At 63.9% G+C, this 19,441-nt stretch carries 9 protein-coding genes; 3 read left to right on the forward strand and 6 right to left on the reverse strand.

All coding sequences use genetic code 11. The annotated features are described in order from the left end of the window. Positions 1–14: 14 nt before the first annotated feature. A complete protein-coding gene (locus tag ACVMDN_RS11490; protein ID WP_456843638.1) occupies positions 15–9,107 on the forward strand; it encodes a DUF5801 repeats-in-toxin domain-containing protein in 9,093 nt (3,030 codons plus the stop codon). Between the two features lie 84 nt (positions 9,108–9,191). On the opposite strand, the gene ACVMDN_RS11495 is transcribed toward ACVMDN_RS11490, so the two are convergent. The 6 genes from ACVMDN_RS11495 to ACVMDN_RS11520 all read right to left on the reverse strand — a co-directional run bounded on the left by ACVMDN_RS11495 (position 9,192) and on the right by ACVMDN_RS11520 (position 17,199). Then, complete coding sequence (locus tag ACVMDN_RS11495; protein WP_456814242.1) at positions 9,192–10,205, reverse strand: transglutaminase-like cysteine peptidase; 1,014 nt, start codon at positions 10,203–10,205, stop codon at positions 9,192–9,194. A 219-nt stretch (positions 10,206–10,424) separates the two neighbouring features. Next, complete coding sequence (locus ACVMDN_RS11500) at positions 10,425–11,675, reverse strand: HlyD family type I secretion periplasmic adaptor subunit (RefSeq protein WP_456835207.1); 1,251 nt, start codon at positions 11,673–11,675, stop codon at positions 10,425–10,427. A gap of 14 nt (positions 11,676–11,689) precedes the next feature. Beyond that, positions 11,690–13,843, reverse strand: a complete 2,154-nt coding sequence (locus ACVMDN_RS11505; protein ID WP_274612733.1) for a type I secretion system permease/ATPase — start codon at positions 13,841–13,843, stop codon at positions 11,690–11,692. A gap of 267 nt (positions 13,844–14,110) precedes the next feature. Continuing rightward, positions 14,111–15,811, reverse strand: coding sequence for a TolC family outer membrane protein (locus ACVMDN_RS11510; protein ID WP_076826194.1), 1,701 nt, complete (start codon positions 15,809–15,811; stop codon positions 14,111–14,113). A 270-nt stretch (positions 15,812–16,081) separates the two neighbouring features. After that, positions 16,082–16,540 carry a hypothetical protein gene (locus tag ACVMDN_RS11515; protein ID WP_456814243.1) on the reverse strand — a complete coding sequence of 153 codons (459 nt, stop codon included), beginning with the start codon at positions 16,538–16,540 and terminating at the stop codon, positions 16,082–16,084. Between the two features lie 122 nt (positions 16,541–16,662). Next, the gene (locus tag ACVMDN_RS11520) at positions 16,663–17,199 is read right to left on the reverse strand and encodes a LabA-like NYN domain-containing protein (protein ID WP_038377452.1); all 537 of its coding nucleotides are present in this window, start codon (positions 17,197–17,199) and stop codon (positions 16,663–16,665) included. 1,089 nt (positions 17,200–18,288) lie between these two features. Here ACVMDN_RS11520 and ACVMDN_RS11525 point away from each other — a divergent pair. After that, a complete protein-coding gene (locus tag ACVMDN_RS11525) occupies positions 18,289–18,582 on the forward strand; it encodes a hypothetical protein (protein WP_456814244.1) in 294 nt (97 codons plus the stop codon). 276 nt (positions 18,583–18,858) lie between these two features. Next, positions 18,859–19,350, forward strand: a complete 492-nt coding sequence (locus tag ACVMDN_RS11530) for a hypothetical protein (protein ID WP_456814245.1) — start codon at positions 18,859–18,861, stop codon at positions 19,348–19,350. Positions 19,351–19,441 lie beyond the last annotated feature (91 nt).

Here is a 19,441-nt window from a genome sequence, read left to right on the forward strand (position 1 = left end):
TTGCGGAGTTGATAATGCAGGGTTCGTTTCAGGTCGCTCAGGCAACCGGCACCGGCAATTCCACCAATTCGGCTCCCGTACGAATTTACAAGCTGACCAAGCCGCTGACCGATCAGGCGGTGGTCGTCAATCTTGGATACGACCAGAAGGTGAAGGTCGACTTTTCGTCGATCGCCAATGAAAAGATCACGCTGGTTCACGTCGGCGAAAAGCTGATCATCCTGTTCGACAACCAGTCGACCGTCACGGTTGAGCCGTTCTTCGACTCCCGTGCGGATGGACTGAAGAATGTCACGATCGAGATGGCGCCGGGGCGCGAGGTCTCGGTCCAGGAGTTCGCGACCCTTTTTCCGATCAGCACGGACGCCTCCGTGTTGCCGGCGGCCGACAATGGCGGCAACTCGAACGGCAACGCGCAGGCGAGCGGCGCGAATTTCAGTCCGTTCGCGATTGATCCGTTAGCTCCTGTGCCGACCAACGTGTTGGCGCCGCAGGAAGAGTTGCCGAACCTCGTGACCCCTGTGCCGCCGACCGGCTTCGTGCTGGGCGTTGCTCCGCCTCCGACCATTTCCGGCAACCCCCTGTCGGCGCTGATTGTCGACGAGAGCTTCCTGACCGCGGCCACCAACCATGGTGTCGCCGGTTCGGGGCTCGGACCCGCAGGGGCAACGGTCGCGTCTGTGCAGGTGTCGTTCAACGTCACGGTACCGGGCGGCCAGCAGTCGCTGACCTATGCGCTGTCGGTCACGACCCCGAACGAAGATTCCGGTCTGATCGATTCGGCGACCGGTCAGCACGTTCTGCTGACGGTCAACGCGGCCGGCGTCGTGGAGGGGCGCACGGCGATCAGTGGCGATCTGGTCCTCACGGTCTCGGTTGACGCCGCGGGTCATGTGACGCTGACCGATCTGCGCGCGGTTCATGAGGCAACACCGGGCAACTTCAATGAAGGGATCACGCTGGCATCGGGTCTGATCACGCTGACCGCCACCGTGACTGACAACAACAGCCAGTCGGCAAGCGCGAGCGTCGATGTCGGCTCGCATCTGACGATCCTTGACGATGGTCCGGCGATCACGATGACGGCAACGGCGCCGGCGGATGCGCTGGTGGTTGACGAGACCAACCTGGCGATCAACGCGTCGGCGAACTTTGCCGACAACTTCACGGTGACCAGCAGCTATGGCGCGGACGGTGCGGGCACGACGGCGTCGGCCTACACGCTCGGCATCAAGTCGGCGGGCGTGGACTCCGGGCTGATCGACGTTGCGACCGGCCAGCATGTCTATCTGTATGTCAACGGCAACGTGGTCGAGGGTCGGGTTGGCGCCGGCGGGGCTGCGGATCCGGCGGGCGTGATCGACTTCACGGTGAGCGTGAGCGCGGCCGGCGTTGTGACGTTGGATCAGGTGCACGCGCTGCAGCATCCCAACGCGGCCAATCCGGACGACGTGGTGACGCTGTCGGCAACCGACCTGATCACGCTGACGCGGACCGACACCATCACGGATCGCGACGGTGACACGACCTCGGGCTCGGCCAGCATCAACATCGGCCAGGCGCTGTCGTTCCACGACGACGGCCCGACGCTGGGAACGCCGACGGCAGCGGTTGCGGGTCAGCTGACGCTGGACGAGACCAATCTGACGGGTGCGCCGATCAGCACCAGCGCCAACTTTGCCGGCAACTTCGACGGCGGCACGCCGCATTACGGCACCGACGGTCCCGGCCATGTCGACTATGCGCTGGCGCTGTCGGCCAACGGCACCGGCTCGGGGCTGTATGCGCTGGATCCGGCCGACGTCACGACGGCGGACAATGACGGCATCGGACAGGGCAGCCAGATCCTGCTGTACCAGCTTGCGGACGGCTCGATCGTCGGCAAGGTGGGTGCGGCAGCGGACGGCAGCGGCGGCACGCTGTACTTCACGATCAGCGTGGCGGCGAACGGCGACGTGACGTTCACCCAGGACAAGAACATCTGGCACAGCAACACCGGCAACAATGACGAGCTGGCGAGCCTGACGACGGCGGCGAACACGCTGCTGCTGAACCAGACGGTGACCGACGCCGACGGCGATCACGTCACCAAGGGCATCGACCTCGGCAGCGGGGTGTTTGCGATCCACGACGACGGCCCGTCGCTGGGAACGCCGACGGCAGCGGTTGCGGGTCAGCTGACGCTGGACGAGACCAATCTGACGGGTGCGCCGATCAGCACCAGCGCCAACTTTGCCGGCAACTTCGACGGCGGCACGCCGCATTACGGCACCGATGGTCCCGGCCATGTCGACTATGCGCTGGCGCTGTCGGCCAACGGCACCGGCTCGGGGCTGTATGCGCTGGATCCGGCCGACGTCACGACGGCGGACAATGACGGCATCGGACAGGGCAGCCAGATCCTGCTGTACCAGCTTGCGGACGGCTCGATCGTCGGCAAGGTGGGTGCGGCAGCGGACGGCAGCGGCGGCACGCTGTACTTCACGATCAGCGTGGCGGCGAACGGCGACGTGACGTTCACCCAGGACAAGAACATCTGGCACAGCAACACCGGCAACAATGACGAGCTGGCGAGCCTGACGACGGCGGCGAACACGCTGCTGCTGAACCAGACGGTGACCGACGCCGACGGCGATCACGTCACCAAGGGCATCGACCTCGGCAGCGGGGTGTTTGCGATCCACGACGACGGCCCGTCGCTGGGAACGCCGACGGCAGCGGTTGCGGGTCAGCTGACGCTGGACGAGACCAATCTGACGGGTGCGCCGATCAGCACCAGCGCCAACTTTGCCGGCAACTTCGACGGCGGCACGCCGCATTACGGCACCGACGGTCCCGGCCATGTCGACTATGCGCTGGCGCTGTCGGCCAACGGCCTCGGCTCGGGGCTGTATGCGCTGGATCCGGCCGACGTCACGACGGCGGACAATGACGGCATCGGACAGGGCAGCCAGATCCTGCTGTACCAGCTTGCGGACGGCTCGATCGTCGGCAAGGTGGGTGCGGCAGCGGACGGCAGCGGCGGCACGCTGTACTTCACGATCAGCGTGGCGGCGAACGGCGACGTGACGTTCACCCAGGACAAGAACATCTGGCACAGCAACACCGGCAACAATGACGAGCTGGCGAGCCTGACGACGGCGGCGAACACGCTGCTGCTGAACCAGACGGTGACCGACGCCGACGGCGATCACGTCACCAAGGGCATCGACCTCGGCAGCGGGGTGTTTGCGATCCACGACGACGGCCCGTCGCTGGGAACGCCGACGGCAGCGGTTGCGGGTCAGCTGACGCTGGACGAGACCAATCTGACGGGTGCGCCGATCAGCACCAGCGCCAACTTTGCCGGCAACTTCGACGGCGGCACGCCGCATTACGGCACCGACGGTCCCGGCCATGTCGACTATGCGCTGGCGCTGTCGGCCAACGGCCTCGGCTCGGGGCTGTATGCGCTGGATCCGGCCGACGTCACGACGGCGGACAATGACGGCATCGGACAGGGCAGCCAGATCCTGCTGTACCAGCTTGCGGACGGCTCGATCGTCGGCAAGGTGGGTGCGGCAGCGGACGGCAGCGGCGGCACGCTGTACTTCACGATCAGCGTGGCGGCGAACGGCGACGTGACGTTCACCCAGGACAAGAACATCTGGCACAGCAACACCGGCAACAATGACGAGCTGGCGAGCCTGACGACGGCGGCGAACACGCTGCTGCTGAACCAGACGGTGACCGACGCCGACGGCGATCACGTCACCAAGGGCATCGACCTCGGCAGCGGGGTGTTTGCGATCCACGACGACGGCCCGTCGCTGGGAACGCCGACGGCAGCGGTTGCGGGTCAGCTGACGCTGGACGAGACCAATCTGACGGGTGCGCCGATCAGCACCAGCGCCAACTTTGCCGGCAACTTCGACGGCGGCACGCCGCATTACGGCACCGACGGTCCCGGCCATGTCGACTATGCGCTGGCGCTGTCGGCCAACGGCACCGGCTCGGGGCTGTATGCGCTGGATCCGGCCGACGTCACGACGGCGGACAATGACGGCATCGGACAGGGCAGCCAGATCCTGCTGTACCAGCTTGCGGACGGCTCGATCGTCGGCAAGGTGGGTGCGGCAGCGGACGGCAGCGGCGGCACGCTGTACTTCACGATCAGCGTGGCGGCGAACGGCGACGTGACGTTCACCCAGGACAAGAACATCTGGCACAGCAACACCGGCAACAATGACGAGCTGGCGAGCCTGACGACGGCGGCGAACACGCTGCTGCTGAACCAGACGGTGACCGACGCCGACGGCGATCACGTCACCAAGGGCATCGACCTCGGCAGCGGGGTGTTTGCGATCCACGACGACGGCCCGTCGCTGGGAACGCCGACGGCAGCGGTTGCGGGTCAGCTGACGCTGGACGAGACCAATCTGACGGGTGCGCCGATCAGCACCAGCGCCAACTTTGCCGGCAACTTCGACGGCGGCACGCCGCATTACGGCACCGACGGTCCCGGCCATGTCGACTATGCGCTGGCGCTGTCGGCCAACGGCCTCGGCTCGGGGCTGTATGCGCTGGATCCGGCCGACGTCACGACGGCGGACAATGACGGCATCGGACAGGGCAGCCAGATCCTGCTGTACCAGCTTGCGGACGGCTCGATCGTCGGCAAGGTGGGTGCGGCAGCGGACGGCAGCGGCGGCACGCTGTACTTCACGATCAGCGTGGCGGCGAACGGCGACGTGACGTTCACCCAGGACAAGAACATCTGGCACAGCAACACCGGCAACAATGACGAGCTGGCGAGCCTGACGACGGCGGCGAACACGCTGCTGCTGAACCAGACGGTGACCGACGCCGACGGCGATCACGTCACCAAGGGCATCGACCTCGGCAGCGGGGTGTTTGCGATCCACGACGACGGCCCGTCGCTGGGAACGCCGACGGCAGCGGTTGCGGGTCAGCTGACGCTGGACGAGACCAATCTGACGGGTGCGCCGATCAGCACCAGCGCCAACTTTGCCGGCAACTTCGACGGCGGCACGCCGCATTACGGCACCGACGGTCCCGGCCATGTCGACTATGCGCTGGCGCTGTCGGCCAACGGCCTCGGCTCGGGGCTGTATGCGCTGGATCCGGCCGACGTCACGACGGCGGACAATGACGGCATCGGACAGGGCAGCCAGATCCTGCTGTACCAGCTTGCGGACGGCTCGATCGTCGGCAAGGTGGGTGCGGCAGCGGACGGCAGCGGCGGCACGCTGTACTTCACGATCAGCGTGGCGGCGAACGGCGACGTGACGTTCACCCAGGACAAGAACATCTGGCACAGCAACACCGGCAACAATGACGAGCTGGCGAGCCTGACGACGGCGGCGAACACGCTGCTGCTGAACCAGACGGTGACCGACGCCGACGGCGATCACGTCACCAAGGGCATCGACCTCGGCAGCGGGGTGTTTGCGATCCACGACGACGGCCCGTCGCTGGGAACGCCGACGGCAGCGGTTGCGGGTCAGCTGACGCTGGACGAGACCAATCTGACGGGTGCGCCGATCAGCACCAGCGCCAACTTTGCCGGCAACTTCGACGGCGGCACGCCGCATTACGGCACCGACGGTCCCGGCCATGTCGACTATGCGCTGGCGCTGTCGGCCAACGGCCTCGGCTCGGGGCTGTATGCGCTGGATCCGGCCGACGTCACGACGGCGGACAATGACGGCATCGGACAGGGCAGCCAGATCCTGCTGTACCAGCTTGCGGACGGCTCGATCGTCGGCAAGGTGGGTGCGGCAGCGGACGGCAGCGGCGGCACGCTGTACTTCACGATCAGCGTGGCGGCGAACGGCGACGTGACGTTCACCCAGGACAAGAACATCTGGCACAGCAACACCGGCAACAATGACGAGCTGGCGAGCCTGACGACGGCGGCGAACACGCTGCTGCTGAACCAGACGGTGACCGACGCCGACGGCGATCACGTCACCAAGGGCATCGACCTCGGCAGCGGGGTGTTTGCGATCCACGACGACGGCCCGTCGCTGGGAACGCCGACGGCAGCGGTTGCGGGTCAGCTGACGCTGGACGAGACCAATCTGACGGGTGCGCCGATCAGCACCAGCGCCAACTTTGCCGGCAACTTCGACGGCGGCACGCCGCATTACGGCACCGACGGTCCCGGCCATGTCGACTATGCGCTGGCGCTGTCGGCCAACGGCCTCGGCTCGGGGCTGTATGCGCTGGATCCGGCCGACGTCACGACGGCGGACAATGACGGCATCGGACAGGGCAGCCAGATCCTGCTGTACCAGCTTGCGGACGGCTCGATCGTCGGCAAGGTGGGTGCGGCAGCGGACGGCAGCGGCGGCACGCTGTACTTCACGATCAGCGTGGCGGCGAACGGCGACGTGACGTTCACCCAGGACAAGAACATCTGGCACAGCAACACCGGCAACAATGACGAGCTGGCGAGCCTGACGACGGCGGCGAACACGCTGCTGCTGAACCAGACGGTGACCGACGCCGACGGCGATCACGTCACCAAGGGCATCGACCTCGGCAGCGGGGTGTTTGCGATCCACGACGACGGCCCGTCGCTGGGAACGCCGACGGCAGCGGTTGCGGGTCAGCTGACGCTGGACGAGACCAATCTGACGGGTGCGCCGATCAGCACCAGCGCCAACTTTGCCGGCAACTTCGACGGCGGCACGCCGCATTACGGCACCGATGGTCCCGGCCATGTCGACTATGCGCTGGCGCTGTCGGCCAACGGCACCGGCTCGGGGCTGTATGCGCTGGATCCGGCCGACGTCACGACGGCGGACAATGACGGCATCGGACAGGGCAGCCAGATCCTGCTGTACCAGCTTGCGGACGGCTCGATCGTCGGCAAGGTGGGTGCGGCAGCGGACGGCAGCGGCGGCACGCTGTACTTCACGATCAGCGTGGCGGCGAACGGCGACGTGACGTTCACCCAGGACAAGAACATCTGGCACAGCAACACCGGCAACAATGACGAGCTGGCGAGCCTGACGACGGCGGCGAACACGCTGCTGCTGAACCAGACGGTGACCGACGCCGACGGCGATCACGTCACCAAGGGCATCGACCTCGGCAGCGGGGTGTTTGCGATCCACGACGACGGTCCGACGGCGCCGACAGCGACGGTCAGCGCAGCTAAGATCGGCGTGGACGAGACGCCCGGCGCGCAGACCACCGGCGGCGCGAGCGACGTGCTCGGCTCCACTGCGATCACGTTCAACGGTGCCGCCAGCACTGTCGCCGCGCTGTTCAGCACGGTTGCGAACAAGGGCGTCGACACCGACGTGTCGGCAGCGTCACTTGACAACGGTGCGCTCAGCTTTGCCTCGACGGGCGCGAGCAGCATCCTGACGGTGGCCGGCGGCAGCTTCGGCTCTGACGGCGCGGGGTCTACCACCTATGCGTTGAGCGTCCTCAGCGCTGCGTCAGGCCTGACATTGACGGATGGCACAGGGATCGCGCTGTCGCTGGATGCCAGCGGCCGGATCATCGGTACTGTGGGCAACGATGCCGCCAACCCCAGCCTGACGGGCCAAACGGCCTTCGCGATCGCCATCGATCCGATCACCGGTCAGCTCTATGTGGCGGACTATCTCTCGCTCCACCACAACAGCACCGCCAGTCCGAACGATCTGCTGACGATGACGGCTGGCAAGATCGGCGCGACGGTCACGTTGACGGACGCCGATGGCGATCATGTGACGGCCACCGCCGACATCAGCACTCATATCAGCTTCCTCGACGACGGCCCGAGTTTCGGCACGATCGAGCATGGAATCATTGCCGATTACGCGGGAATGTCCGTGCTAGGTAACCTACCCGTGTTCTCCGGCGCCGATGGTTTTGGCGCATATGACTTCACCTTGACTGGAAACACGGCGCCGGCCGGCCTGACGTTCAATGGCCAGGCCGTGCACTATTCCATCGACGCATTTGGACAGAATTTGACGGCCTATATCGGTGCGGCCCCATCAGCAGCGAACAATATCTTCACGCTGACTCTGGATGACACAACCGGTCACTACCTATTCACATTGCTTCAGCCATTCACGGAGACAACGATCCAGGATGTCGGCAGTTCATCCGCCTTCGGCTCGGGACCCTCGCAAGAGCAGATGCTTTCCTCGAGCACCGATCAGCTGGCGGTTATTTCGGGCACGGCCTCCGGCGGTGCTCAAGGCAGCGTGAACGGATCGACCAACGGTTGGGGCGTCGGCAACAATAACTTCGATCCCAACGAAAAGCTGCTGTTTGACTTCACGGACGGCGCAAGCGCCAGCCCCGCCGGCAACGCGGGGTTCCATCCTCCAGCACACGAATCGGTAGCGAACTACACGTTCAGCGGTTACAAAGCCGGCGACGACATTCACTACGTCGTCTCCTATTGGGACGGAGTGCACGCCGCCTCCATCACATCGGTATCCGGTGATTTCGATCCTTCAACCCACACCACGGTCGCCACCGAATGGTCGACGCCCACAGCGCCGGCCGGCCTGCAGCTCTACACTGTCCAGTTCACGGACGTGACAGGTAGCGGCAAGGTCGACCTGGTTGGCGTCGGAATTTCGTCGACAAAGAACGTCTCCGAGGATCTGAGCTTCAACGTGTCGACGATTGACGGTGACGGCGACACGGCGTCGAGCACCATCAATATCAACATCAATGGCACCACGACCCTGCTGGGCACGGCCGGCAATGATGTCATTGTCGCCGGACCAACCAACGAGACGCTCACTGGCAATGGTGGGGACGACAAGTTTGTTCTCAATCTCAGCGCCCACGATATCATCAGTGATTTCAACAGCGGTGATACACTCCTTCTCGACGTGGCCGGTCTGAGCCTGCCGACGGGCGTTTCAAACGCCCTTACGGCTGGTCAGTTCACGTCATCGGCCGTCACCGGCCAGACCGAAAACAACGCCAGCGCCTGGAACGAAAGTGCAAGCACGAACAAGTTCTTCTTCAACAATACGACCCAGGAGCTCTGGTACTCGGCAAATGGCACAGGCTCCGACAAGGTGGACCTCGCACATGTGAGCACCGGCTTGCCGGCGGCTACGAACGTTCATATTTTCTAGGCCAGGCCCGCAGCAAAATCGAAAATCCGCGGAGACCTCTCCGCGGATTTTTATTGATTGAATTGTCGCCTTTCTCGCGCGCAATCACATCAGCACGGGCAGGAAGCCCAAGAGCGGGCTTGCCGCGTCCAGCGCTTCCACGCCGGTCCATTCGGTCTCCGCCGCATTGGCGGCCGCCGGCGCCGCGTCGAGTTCATCGCCGAGCGGGAGCCGCTTGGCGTAAGGTGCCGCAAACAACTGCACGCCGCGGTCGTTGATCGCGAACATAGGCGTGAAGTTGCCGAACTCGCCGTCATCAATCAGTTCGGAGCTGCGGCTGTCCAGGATCAACCAATGGCCGTCCAGCCGCGCCGCCAGCACGGCATGATCCTGGCGGATGGCGCGATCGCGACCCAGCACCAGGCGCAGATCCTCGTGCGGGAAGCCGGCTTCGCTGAGCGCGATGTATTTTGCGATCGCATAGTCCTCGCAGTCGCCCTTGCCGGTCGCGAAGGTGGCGAGCGGCGCAGTCCAGCGGTCGGCCTCGCCGTGCTGGGCGAAGTCGCTGACATAGCGGATCGCCTGGTTGACGGCGCGGTTGGCCTCATCCAGCCGGTCGCGTCCGGATTTGGACTTGACCGCGCCGATCAGGCGAAGGAATTGCGCGGCCTGCGACGGGCAGGCGGTCGCGTTCTCGCGGCATTGCTCGAGAACGCTCTGCTCCCTTGCGAGATCGGTTTCGAGGCCGCGCCATTTGCGCCACAGGCCGTTTTCCGGTGCGCGGAAGGTGAACAGGCCAAACGGCTCGGCGCCGACAGGCGGAAGCGGCTTTGCCGCGGGCACCGCGTCGGTCGCGGTATTTGGCGGCGTGAGCGAGGCGGTACGGATGGCGTTCGGACCCCGACCGCGCTGCCGGTCCAGCTTGGCCAGGACGTCGGCGATGGTGAAGAAGGTGGCAGGCGGGCGGTTCGACGCGGCGTCCGCTGCGGGCGCGAGCTCGCCGGCGGGTTTTCCGAGAGAGAGCTCGTCCGCGGCAAACGCGGCAGGCGTGGCGCAAACACCGATTGTCAGTGCAGCCGCGGCCATGACCGCCGACGAAGCAAACTTCAGCGACTTCATATGACGTCCCCAATATCGGGGACCGTCAACGTCTGTGCGTCGATCTGCGTCCCCGCTGTTATCGGGACGCAGACTGGCGCTTTGGCCGCTTAAGCGGAGTTAAGTGGAGGGGGTGCCGCCTCGAATGTCGAAAAGGCAGTCAATCCGGGGTTTGCCGGTTCGTTCGAAATTGAACGAACCGAGGTCACGACCGGTTAACCACGGTCACCGTGGTCCCGATCAGCGTTCGCGCAGGGCCTCGTCACGCAGCAGGCGGGCAGGCTTCACGATGTAGTCCAGCACGGATTTCTCGCCGGTCAGGACCTCGACCTTGGTCACCATGCCCGGAATGATCGGCAGCGGATGCTGCTCGGTGCCGAGATGGTTCTTATCGGTACGCACCATGACCCGGTAGAAGGTCTCCTGGCGTTCGGTCTTTTCCGCCTTGTCGTCGACGATGGTGTCGGCGCTGATGCGTTCGACCTTGCCCTTCAGCGATCCGTAGACCGAGGAATCATAGGCGCTGATCTTCACCACCGCGTCCTGGTCGGGACGGATAAACGCGATGTCCTGCGGACGAATCCGGCCCTCCACCAGCAACGTGTCGTCCAGCGGCACGATGTCCATCAGGTTGGCGCCCGGCTGTACGACGGCACCGATGGTACTGATGTTCAGTTTGTTGACGATGCCGTGGACCGGCGCCTTCAGATCCGTGCGGCGCACCCGGTCCTGGGCGGACTTGATATTCTCGTCGAGCACGGCGAGGTCGGCGCGCGATTTGGCCAGGTCCTCGTCGGCCTGTGAACGGAACGACGCGGTGATGTTCGCGATCTTCGACTGCGCTTCGGCCAGCTGTCCCTTCATCTCGGTTGCCTGCCGATCAAGTCGCAGCATCTCGATCTCGGGCACGACCTTCTGCTCATACAGCCTGCGCGTCAGGGTCTGCTCGCGCTCCAGGAGTTTGAGGGAGCCGGTGAGGCGAGTGACCTGCTGGTTGAGGACGTCGATGTCCTGCGCGACCTTCTGACCCCGCATCTTGAACACGCTGGTCTCGGTCGCGACGGCGGCGGGAACCATCTTGTCGAGATCATCCGGGAAGGCGATCTCGGCTCGGCCGCGCGCCTCGGCGTCGAGGCGGGCCACCCGCGCCGCCATCGCCGCACGGCGCTCGCGGATTTCGCCGAACTCGGAAGCGAATTTCGTATCATCGATCCGCATCAGGGACTGGCCCTGCTGCACGATGTCGCCTTCCCGGATCAGGATGTCGCCGACGATCCCGCCTTCGAGCGATTGAACCACCTGCATCTGCCGCGACGGCACGACGCGGCCGCTGCCGCGCTTGACCTCGTCCAGCACGGCAAAATGAGCCCAGATCAAGAACGTCGCAAGGAGCGCGCACGACGTCCACAACAGCATGCGGGAGGTGCGCGGCGTGCGCAGCAGCGCCGCGGACCGGATATCATTTGCAAATGTGAAATCGGAAGACGCCATAATGTATTTGCTCGTTATGCGGATTTCGGCTGAATCGTATTCTCCGGCGACGGGGCCGCGGACGCCGGCCGGCCCTGGAGCAAAGCGAGCACCTTGTCGCGCGGGCCGTCGGCAACCAGGCGGCCATTGTCGAACAGCAGCAAGCGATCGACCATGTTCAGCAATGACAGGCGGTGGGTCGAAATGATGATGGTCATGCGATCATCATCGAGGCCCTTGAGCCGCTCAAGGAACTCCTGTTCGCTGCGAATATCGAAGTGCGCCGTCGGCTCGTCGAGAAAGAGCACGCGAGGCTTGCGGATCAGAACGCGCGCGAGTCCGATGGCCTGCTTCTGGCCGCCCGACAGGCTGCGGCCGCCTTCCGAGATGGGCATGTCATAGCCCATCGGGTGACCGGCGATGAAGCTTTCGACGCCCGAAAGCCGCGCGGCAAGCAGGACTTCCTCGTCGGTCGCTTCCGGTTTGCCAAGGGCGATGTTGTCGCGCAGCTTGCCGAAGAACAGGTCGGTATCCTGCATCGCAAAGCCGATGCCGGCGCGCAGGTCCGAGGGATCGTATTGGCGCGAGTCGACGCCATCGACCAGGATGCGGCCCTCCTTCGGCTCGTAAAATCCGAGCAGCAACCTGCCGACCGTGGTCTTGCCAGATCCCACCCTGCCGATGATGCCGACCCTTTCTCCGCCCTCGATCTTGAAGCTGACCTTTTCGAGCGCGTTACCCGGCGCGTTGGGGTAGGCGAACGATACGTTCTCGAAGGCGACCTTGCCGTCTTCGATTCGTCTTGCGACGTAGGACCGGGTCGGCGAGCGTTCCCGCTCGATCGACATGATGCGATCGATCGCCTTGAGGGCCGTGATCGTCTGCGTACCCTTGGTGATCACCGCGGCGATCCCGGCGATCGGCGCCAGAACGCGCCCGGCGAGCATGTTTGCGGCGACCAGCGCGCCGACGCTCAGCTTGCCGTCGAGGATCAGGAAAATGCCGACGATGACGAGGAGCAGGCTCGTGATCTGCTGGGCCGTGCTCGCGCTCGTCAGCGACATCGACGACCAGAAGTGAACGTCCTCGCCGGATCGGGCGGTCGCGGCAACCGAGCGTTCCCACAAGGTCTGCATGCGGGCCTCGGCGCCGGTCGCACGGACGGTTTCGAGGCCGGACAGCGACTCGACCAGCACGCCGTGCCGTGCGGCGGATTCGGCCTGCAGCCGCTTGATGGCCCGATCAAGCGGGCGCTGCAGCAGGAAGCCGATCAGCATGACCAGCGGCAGCATGACCAGCGGGATCCAGGCCAGCGGTCCGGCGATGAGGAACAGCACCCCAACGAAGAGGATGGCGAACAGCAGATCGGTTGCCGAAACCACGCTTCCGGAGGTGAAGAACTCGCGCACCGAGTCGAAGTCGCGGAGCTGATTGGCCAGGATGCCAACCGAAGTCGGCCGCTGCGCCATCTTCACCGACATCACGTGCTCGAAGATGTTTGCGGCCAGCACGACGTCGATCGTCTTGCCGGTCACGTCGATCATGCGGCTGCGGACCATGCGGAAGATGAAATCGAACACGATGCCGAGCCCCATGCCGATCGAGAGCGCGATCAGGGAGGGGATTGCCCCGTTGGGGATGACGCGGTCATAGACGCTCATCGTGAACAGCGGCGTCGCGAGCGCGAGGATGTTGGTCAGAAAAGCCGCGACCGCGATGTGCCCGTAGCTGCGCCAATGCGTCTTCACCACCGACCAGAACCAGTGGCTCTTGGGGATGTCGCCTGCGGCGGCGGCGCGCGCATCGGCCTGCGGCGCGCTTCTCACCAGGAACGCATAGCCGGTATAGTCCGTGGCGAGCGAGGCGATGTCGGCGACGCGCGGGCTGTTCGGCGTCGCCGGATCAACGACCTTGATCGACTTGTTCGCCGGGTCCACACCCAGAAGGATCAGCGCAGAGCCGTTCTTCATGACGAGGACGGCCGGCAGGACCAGCGCGGGAATGTCTGAAATGTCGCGCTTGACGGCCTCGGTCTCCAGACCCGCGCGCCTGGCGGCGCGGTCGTAGAGCGAAACGGACAAGCGTCCGTCCGTGATCGGAAGTCCGCCGAGCAGAGCTTCGCGGCTCACCGCGCGGCCATGATGGGCGGCGAGATAAGTCAACGACGCGGTGAGGGGATCGTCGCCCAGCGCGCGTGGCCTGTTTGTCGCGGCAGGCTTTGAGGTTGAGTCATCCGGCGAGGGGCGGACGGCGTCGGCCGCCGCGCTGGGGGTGCGAAACAACAACTGAAACCTCGACAAGCAAAATGGAAATGCAGCAATCGCATTAGATTTCGGGCAGACTACAACAAACAGCGAACAAATTCAGCGAAACTTATCTTAACGATTAATAAGGAATCGAAAGGGCCCCGACTTGGGGCCCTTCCGGCAGTCCTGTCCTGAGCTTGTTGGCGGTCACTATCGAGCGGAACTCGGGAAGGCCGACAGCAGCCAGTGGGGCTTGGTCGACGCATAGGAGCTCGCGTTCGCCGTGACCGACGGATCCGCGTAAATGACGTTCGGGCCGTCCGCAGCCGTCTTTTGCTGCTGCATCCATTCCGTTGAACCAGGCACCGCTGCGGTCGTCGTCGCGCCGGTGAAGCGGTCCGCAAAGCCAACGTCCTTCGGCTGGGCTGCCGCATAGGTCTTGGCAGGACGGGCGACAGGCGCCGGAACGGCGACGTGCAGCGGCTCGGACCCGGTTTGCGGGAGGTTCACGCGAAGAGTCGGGAACGAGTAGCGGGGCAGGCCGATCGAAAGCATGTCCGTCGGCGCAGCATCGACCGGCGGCGGAGCCTTCAGGTACTCGATCAGGGTCCCCATCGCGGCCAGCAGCTGGTAGTCGGCGAAAACGACGACGCTGCGGGCGGAGGTGAGCGAGACCGATGCGTTGAAGAACTGGTTCTGCGCGTTCAGGAGATCGATCAGCGAACGCTGGCCGAGTTCATATTCCTTCTGGAACGCCGTGATGGTCTTCCTGGCTGCTTCCAGCTCACGGGTCAGAGCACCGATGCGGGTAGCCGTAATTGTACGGGCATTCCACGCCTTGTCGATCGACTCATACGCGTCGCGCTGTAGGCGGGCGTGGCGCATGGTGGCTTCGGTATAGCGCTCGGCCTTCTCTGACCTGTTCCAGGCATCCTGGCCGCCGCGGAAGATGTCCCACGACATGACGACCTTGCCGCTGTAGTCCTCATGCGTGATGGAGGGAGTCCCGGGGGTCGCCACGTAGGGGTAGGAGTTGTCGTAATGGGTTGCCCGTCCCTCGAGATAGAATTTCGGGCCGAACGTGCCGTCGGTGGCCTTGAACGCATGCTTGGCGGCGTCGGCGTCGGACTGGGCCGCCGCGATCGTCGAATTGAATCGGAGGGTGGTCGCCAGCGCTTCGTCGCGGCTGTGCGGCAATCCTGCGAGAGGGGCGGGGAAGCGAACATTGATCGGCTCAAGGCCAACAACCTTGCGGTACTTTGCCCGGGCGTCATCGAGGCTGCGCTGGAATTCGGCGAGTGCCGCACGGGCAGCTTCGACGCGCTCCCGCGCTTGCTCCAGGTCGCCTTCGCCGGCCCGGCCACCCGAGAAGCGGGAGTTCACGTTTGCAAAGATCTTCTCGTGGTTGGCGACGTTCTGCTGGGCGAGGCTGACCAACCGGATGTAGCGGACGACGTCCATGTAGCCTTCGGCGGCGTCGAGGGCCAAGAGCTCGGTTCTCTCCTTGACGCGGGAGGCGGCGGCATTGACCCGCGCGGTCTGGCGCCAGACGTCATAGATCGACGAAAAACCGTCCCACAGCAGCTGGCGCACCACGACCGATTCCTGGCTGCCATTGCGCCATGGTCCTGAGCCCACGGTCGGTGCCGCCTGAATGTTCGGGGTGATGAAGCCCGGCGATTGATCGAATTTTTCCGGGCCGTAGCTGGCGTCAATGCGCACCTGCGGCAGCAGTGTGCTTTGGGTTTGCCGCAGCTCGCTTTCCGTCGCCCGCCGGTTCGCCGAAGCCTCGCCGATACCCGGGTTGGTCTGCATGGCCTGGCGCAAAGCATCATTAATAGAAAAAACCTCGGCACATGCTGGCGTTGCCGCCAGACATAGGCACGCGATGACCGTGTATGCCGACTTCATAATCTCAGCCCCTACTCACAAAAATATTATGTAGAATCCTCCAAAGGGTAACAAAGGACAGTTCCGCGACCTATGACATTTCAGCCACACAGGCGCCCTAAGTGGGGGCCGAACCATCCGAGGTCCAGTGCGCGCAAATCTAAACATTTTTATTAAAATTCAGTGATTTATATGATGTTCTGTGATCGCGCGAACTGGTGCCGAGCCGCAACACCGGGGACCGGAACATGAAAGATCAGTTAAGCCCATCTTAAGGTTGGCGGCAGCCGGCTACTGCTGACGACAGGTCGCCAGGTAGGTTGCAACGAAGGGCGCGGCCTTGGTGTCCGCGGAGGGGCCTCCCAGTCGGCTCGTTAGTTTGTAGAGCGACTTGTCGCCAAAATAGAACCGGAAGATCTCGGCCGTGGTGTCGTCCGTGCGGGTCGCAAAGATCGACGCGGCGGTACGGCGGGCGGCCGCAAAGACGTAGGTCGTGAGCTTGGCTCCTCCCCTGCCTTCTGGCGCGACAGATGTCCCCCAGGTGACCGTGAAGGTGTCGCCATCGATCACGACGGCGGGCCGGACCGTATCGAGATCGTCATCGATCCACTGGGCGTCACCGCCTTTGCCTGACGGGCCGAGCTCGACCCGTTTGCCCCGCGGCGTGTCGCAGGTGAACCGGGAAGGTTCGGCGACCGCGGCGCTCGTCGCCGCCAAGAACAGCAACAGGCAGCCGACCGACCTCCGCATGGGCGTTACCCTCTGTTTCGTTGTTTGGGGGATAGTGATGTCAGCGCCCGACTCGCGCAACTCGGTGATTTACGGACAAGCAGAGCTGCTTTGCTTCCTCGCCGGAAGAGGCGCCCGCGATTTCACTCGGGCGCGATCGGGTGCGCTGGACGTTCGATCGATGCCCTGAGGCTTTCGAGTTCGAGGAAGACGTCAGCTTGCCTGCGAAGCTCATCGGCGATCATGGGAGGCTTGGTTCGGATGCTGGAAACGACCGTCACGCGGACGCCAGCCCGCCTGACGGCTTCGACGACGGCGCGCAGATCACCGTCGCCAGAGAACAGGTACGCGTGGTCGATGCGGTGCGCGATTTCCAATGCGTCGACCGCGAGCTCGATGCCGATGCTGCGCTTCATTCGCCGCCGCCCTTCGCCGTCATCGTGCGTTTTGGCTAACTTTCTCCTGACCGCATATCCGTTGTAATCGAGCCAATCCACCAGCGGCCGAAGGCTGCTGAACTCGTCGTCGTCTCTCACGACCGTGTAGAAGTAGGCGCGAACGATCTGTCCATGCTTGCCGAACTCCGAGAGCAGTCGCCGGAAGTCGATTTCGAAGCCGAGGTTCTTGACAGTGGTGTGGAGGTTCGCACCATCAATGAAAAGTGCAATGCGATCGGCCATCTCAAATCCCCATGACGCCCGGATCAGTGCTGTACGCTTCGGTTCTGAAAATTCCTCGAGCGCATCGTGGGTGAGCGCCAAAACTGAAATGACTGATCCTAGAGCAAGGACTCGCCCTGGAAAAAGTGAAAATTTTCGCCAACCCGGATGCCATACGAATCGTGCGCCTGTTGATAACATAACGGTCGAAAGCGCGCGGCTGGCCGCCCACGCAAACAAAACGATTGTCGTTGAACAACGATGCGGCCGTTCGCGCCGACGAAGCACGAAGGCGCATTCGCCAGCGCAGAAAAATTGGCCGCCATGGCGATTCGATGGCATCGGCGGTTCGAGCACGTGCGCAACGCCGATTCTGATCTCTGCAGCGTCAGAAACGAACGCCCGCCGTCGATGCCGAGCAAAGGTGCAGCGCGGCCGTGCCGCCGCGCCGCTACTCACAAGGCGATTGTTGCGTCACCGACAAAACTACATCTAAAATCAATCTAGTGTAGCGGCATCATTTCGTGCCAGCGCGATATTTCGAGATACCACTTTTTTGCAGATGCAGGTTTTGGTCGATACCAATTTCGCCGCAGGAAGGACGGCCTTGCGTGCCCACATTACGCAGATGGTTATTCTAGCGGGCGGGTGTGGATGCACGGCGGCGTGTCTGTCGCGCCGCCTCAACCAGTCGCTCGCATGCATTGGTAACGAGCCGTCGCGATCGACCCATTGCTCGATGTTCCGATCAGCAGGAGGCAGGGTGGGGCGCTCGCGATGGGGCTTGCCGTGATCGATGTGGCAATCGGGCGTCCGATCGAGGCGGGCGGCAGGGAGTGTTGGGCAAGGCGCGCGAGATGCCTGGTCTTTCTCTCGTTCTGCATCATGCTATCCTGTTGCGGGGCCGCTCGCCAGGCCATCGAGAAGGAGGCGGGACCGGCACCGGATCCAATAACGGAGACCGCAATAGCGGCGACAACGACACCTACGCTGGAGGCGACAGGGACGCCGGTACCGGCGGCGGAACCGGTCAACCTGAACGGCGCACTCGCGGAATGCCGGAACGCGTTTCCGGATCAGATCGCGCAGGCGGTCGCGAGAGCGTCGTGTGTGATCAAGGCGACCGAGCTCGTCCGACCGCTATTGCCGTTTCCCGAACTGCTCGATCGCGAGAATGCGCTGCGCAAGGCGCTGGCCGAGCAGGTTCAGACAAGAACGATGTCCCTGCTCGAGCGCAACATCCAGATTCAGAAGCTGCATTCGCAGCTGCTCGAAGAGGAGCGCAGCAGGCTATCAGCCGCGCCCGCGGACGGGAGCAAGCCGCCGCTGGCGGTCACTCAGTGGCGGCAATCCAATGGTGAGAGTTGCGGCCGGCTCGGAGGCGACTCCGGGACGTGTTATTGAGTGGAAGGTCATATGTCCGCCTCTTGCCGAGAGGCGGCTCGCCTATCGGAGCCCACACTGAATATGCGGGCCGTTGCGGAGAGGCGAAAGTCTAGGGTTGCACGGCGCCGATCTTGGCGACTGGCTTGCGCGCCACGGGCTCGCATTGGATTGGCCGTCTTAGAGTCGTGGCTGTATCGTAAGAGACGTGGCTGTATCGTACGCGTATTCAAGCAGACGGAAGAGTCGGCTGGCTGTTCGGATGACGCGAACGCGCATCTTAAAAGGGGAGCGGCAATGATCGACGTGGAGATGAGCCGAGCGAGCTATCGTGCGAACCAAATTACCACGCTGTTTGTCGGCGAGAGCGCTCCCGCCAGTGGCGATTTCTTTTACTACGGCGACAGTGCCATGCTGCGGCACATGCAACGCGCCACAGAGGCGGTACTCGGCCAGAGCGACGAGGATTTTTTGGACCGCTTCAAAAGCTACGGCTGGTTTCTCGATGATCTCGTGCTCACGCCGGTGGACAAATTGTCTCCTTCCGAACGCCGGAGCGCATGTCTCAGTGCAGCGGATAGCCTCAGCAATCGAATTGCAGCCTACCGTCCCCTAGCAATCGTCTCTGTTCTTGTCAGCATCAGGAGCATCGTTGAAGGAGCGGCAAGAGCTGCCGGAAGCGACGCGCGGCTGTTTGGCGTGCCATTCCCCGGCATGGGCCAGCAAGCACGCTTCCACAATGAGATGGTCCAGATCATCCCACTGTTTCCACGGAACGGGGCCGACTAAGGGGACGCCCACTTCTTCGGCGACAGCCCATAGCGAGCCAAACGCCGAGAACCGAAAGAACCGACGCCAAGGCGTAGGGGGCGCGGCTCAA

The sequence above is a fragment of the Bradyrhizobium sp. USDA 4510 genome, assembly GCF_054059095.1.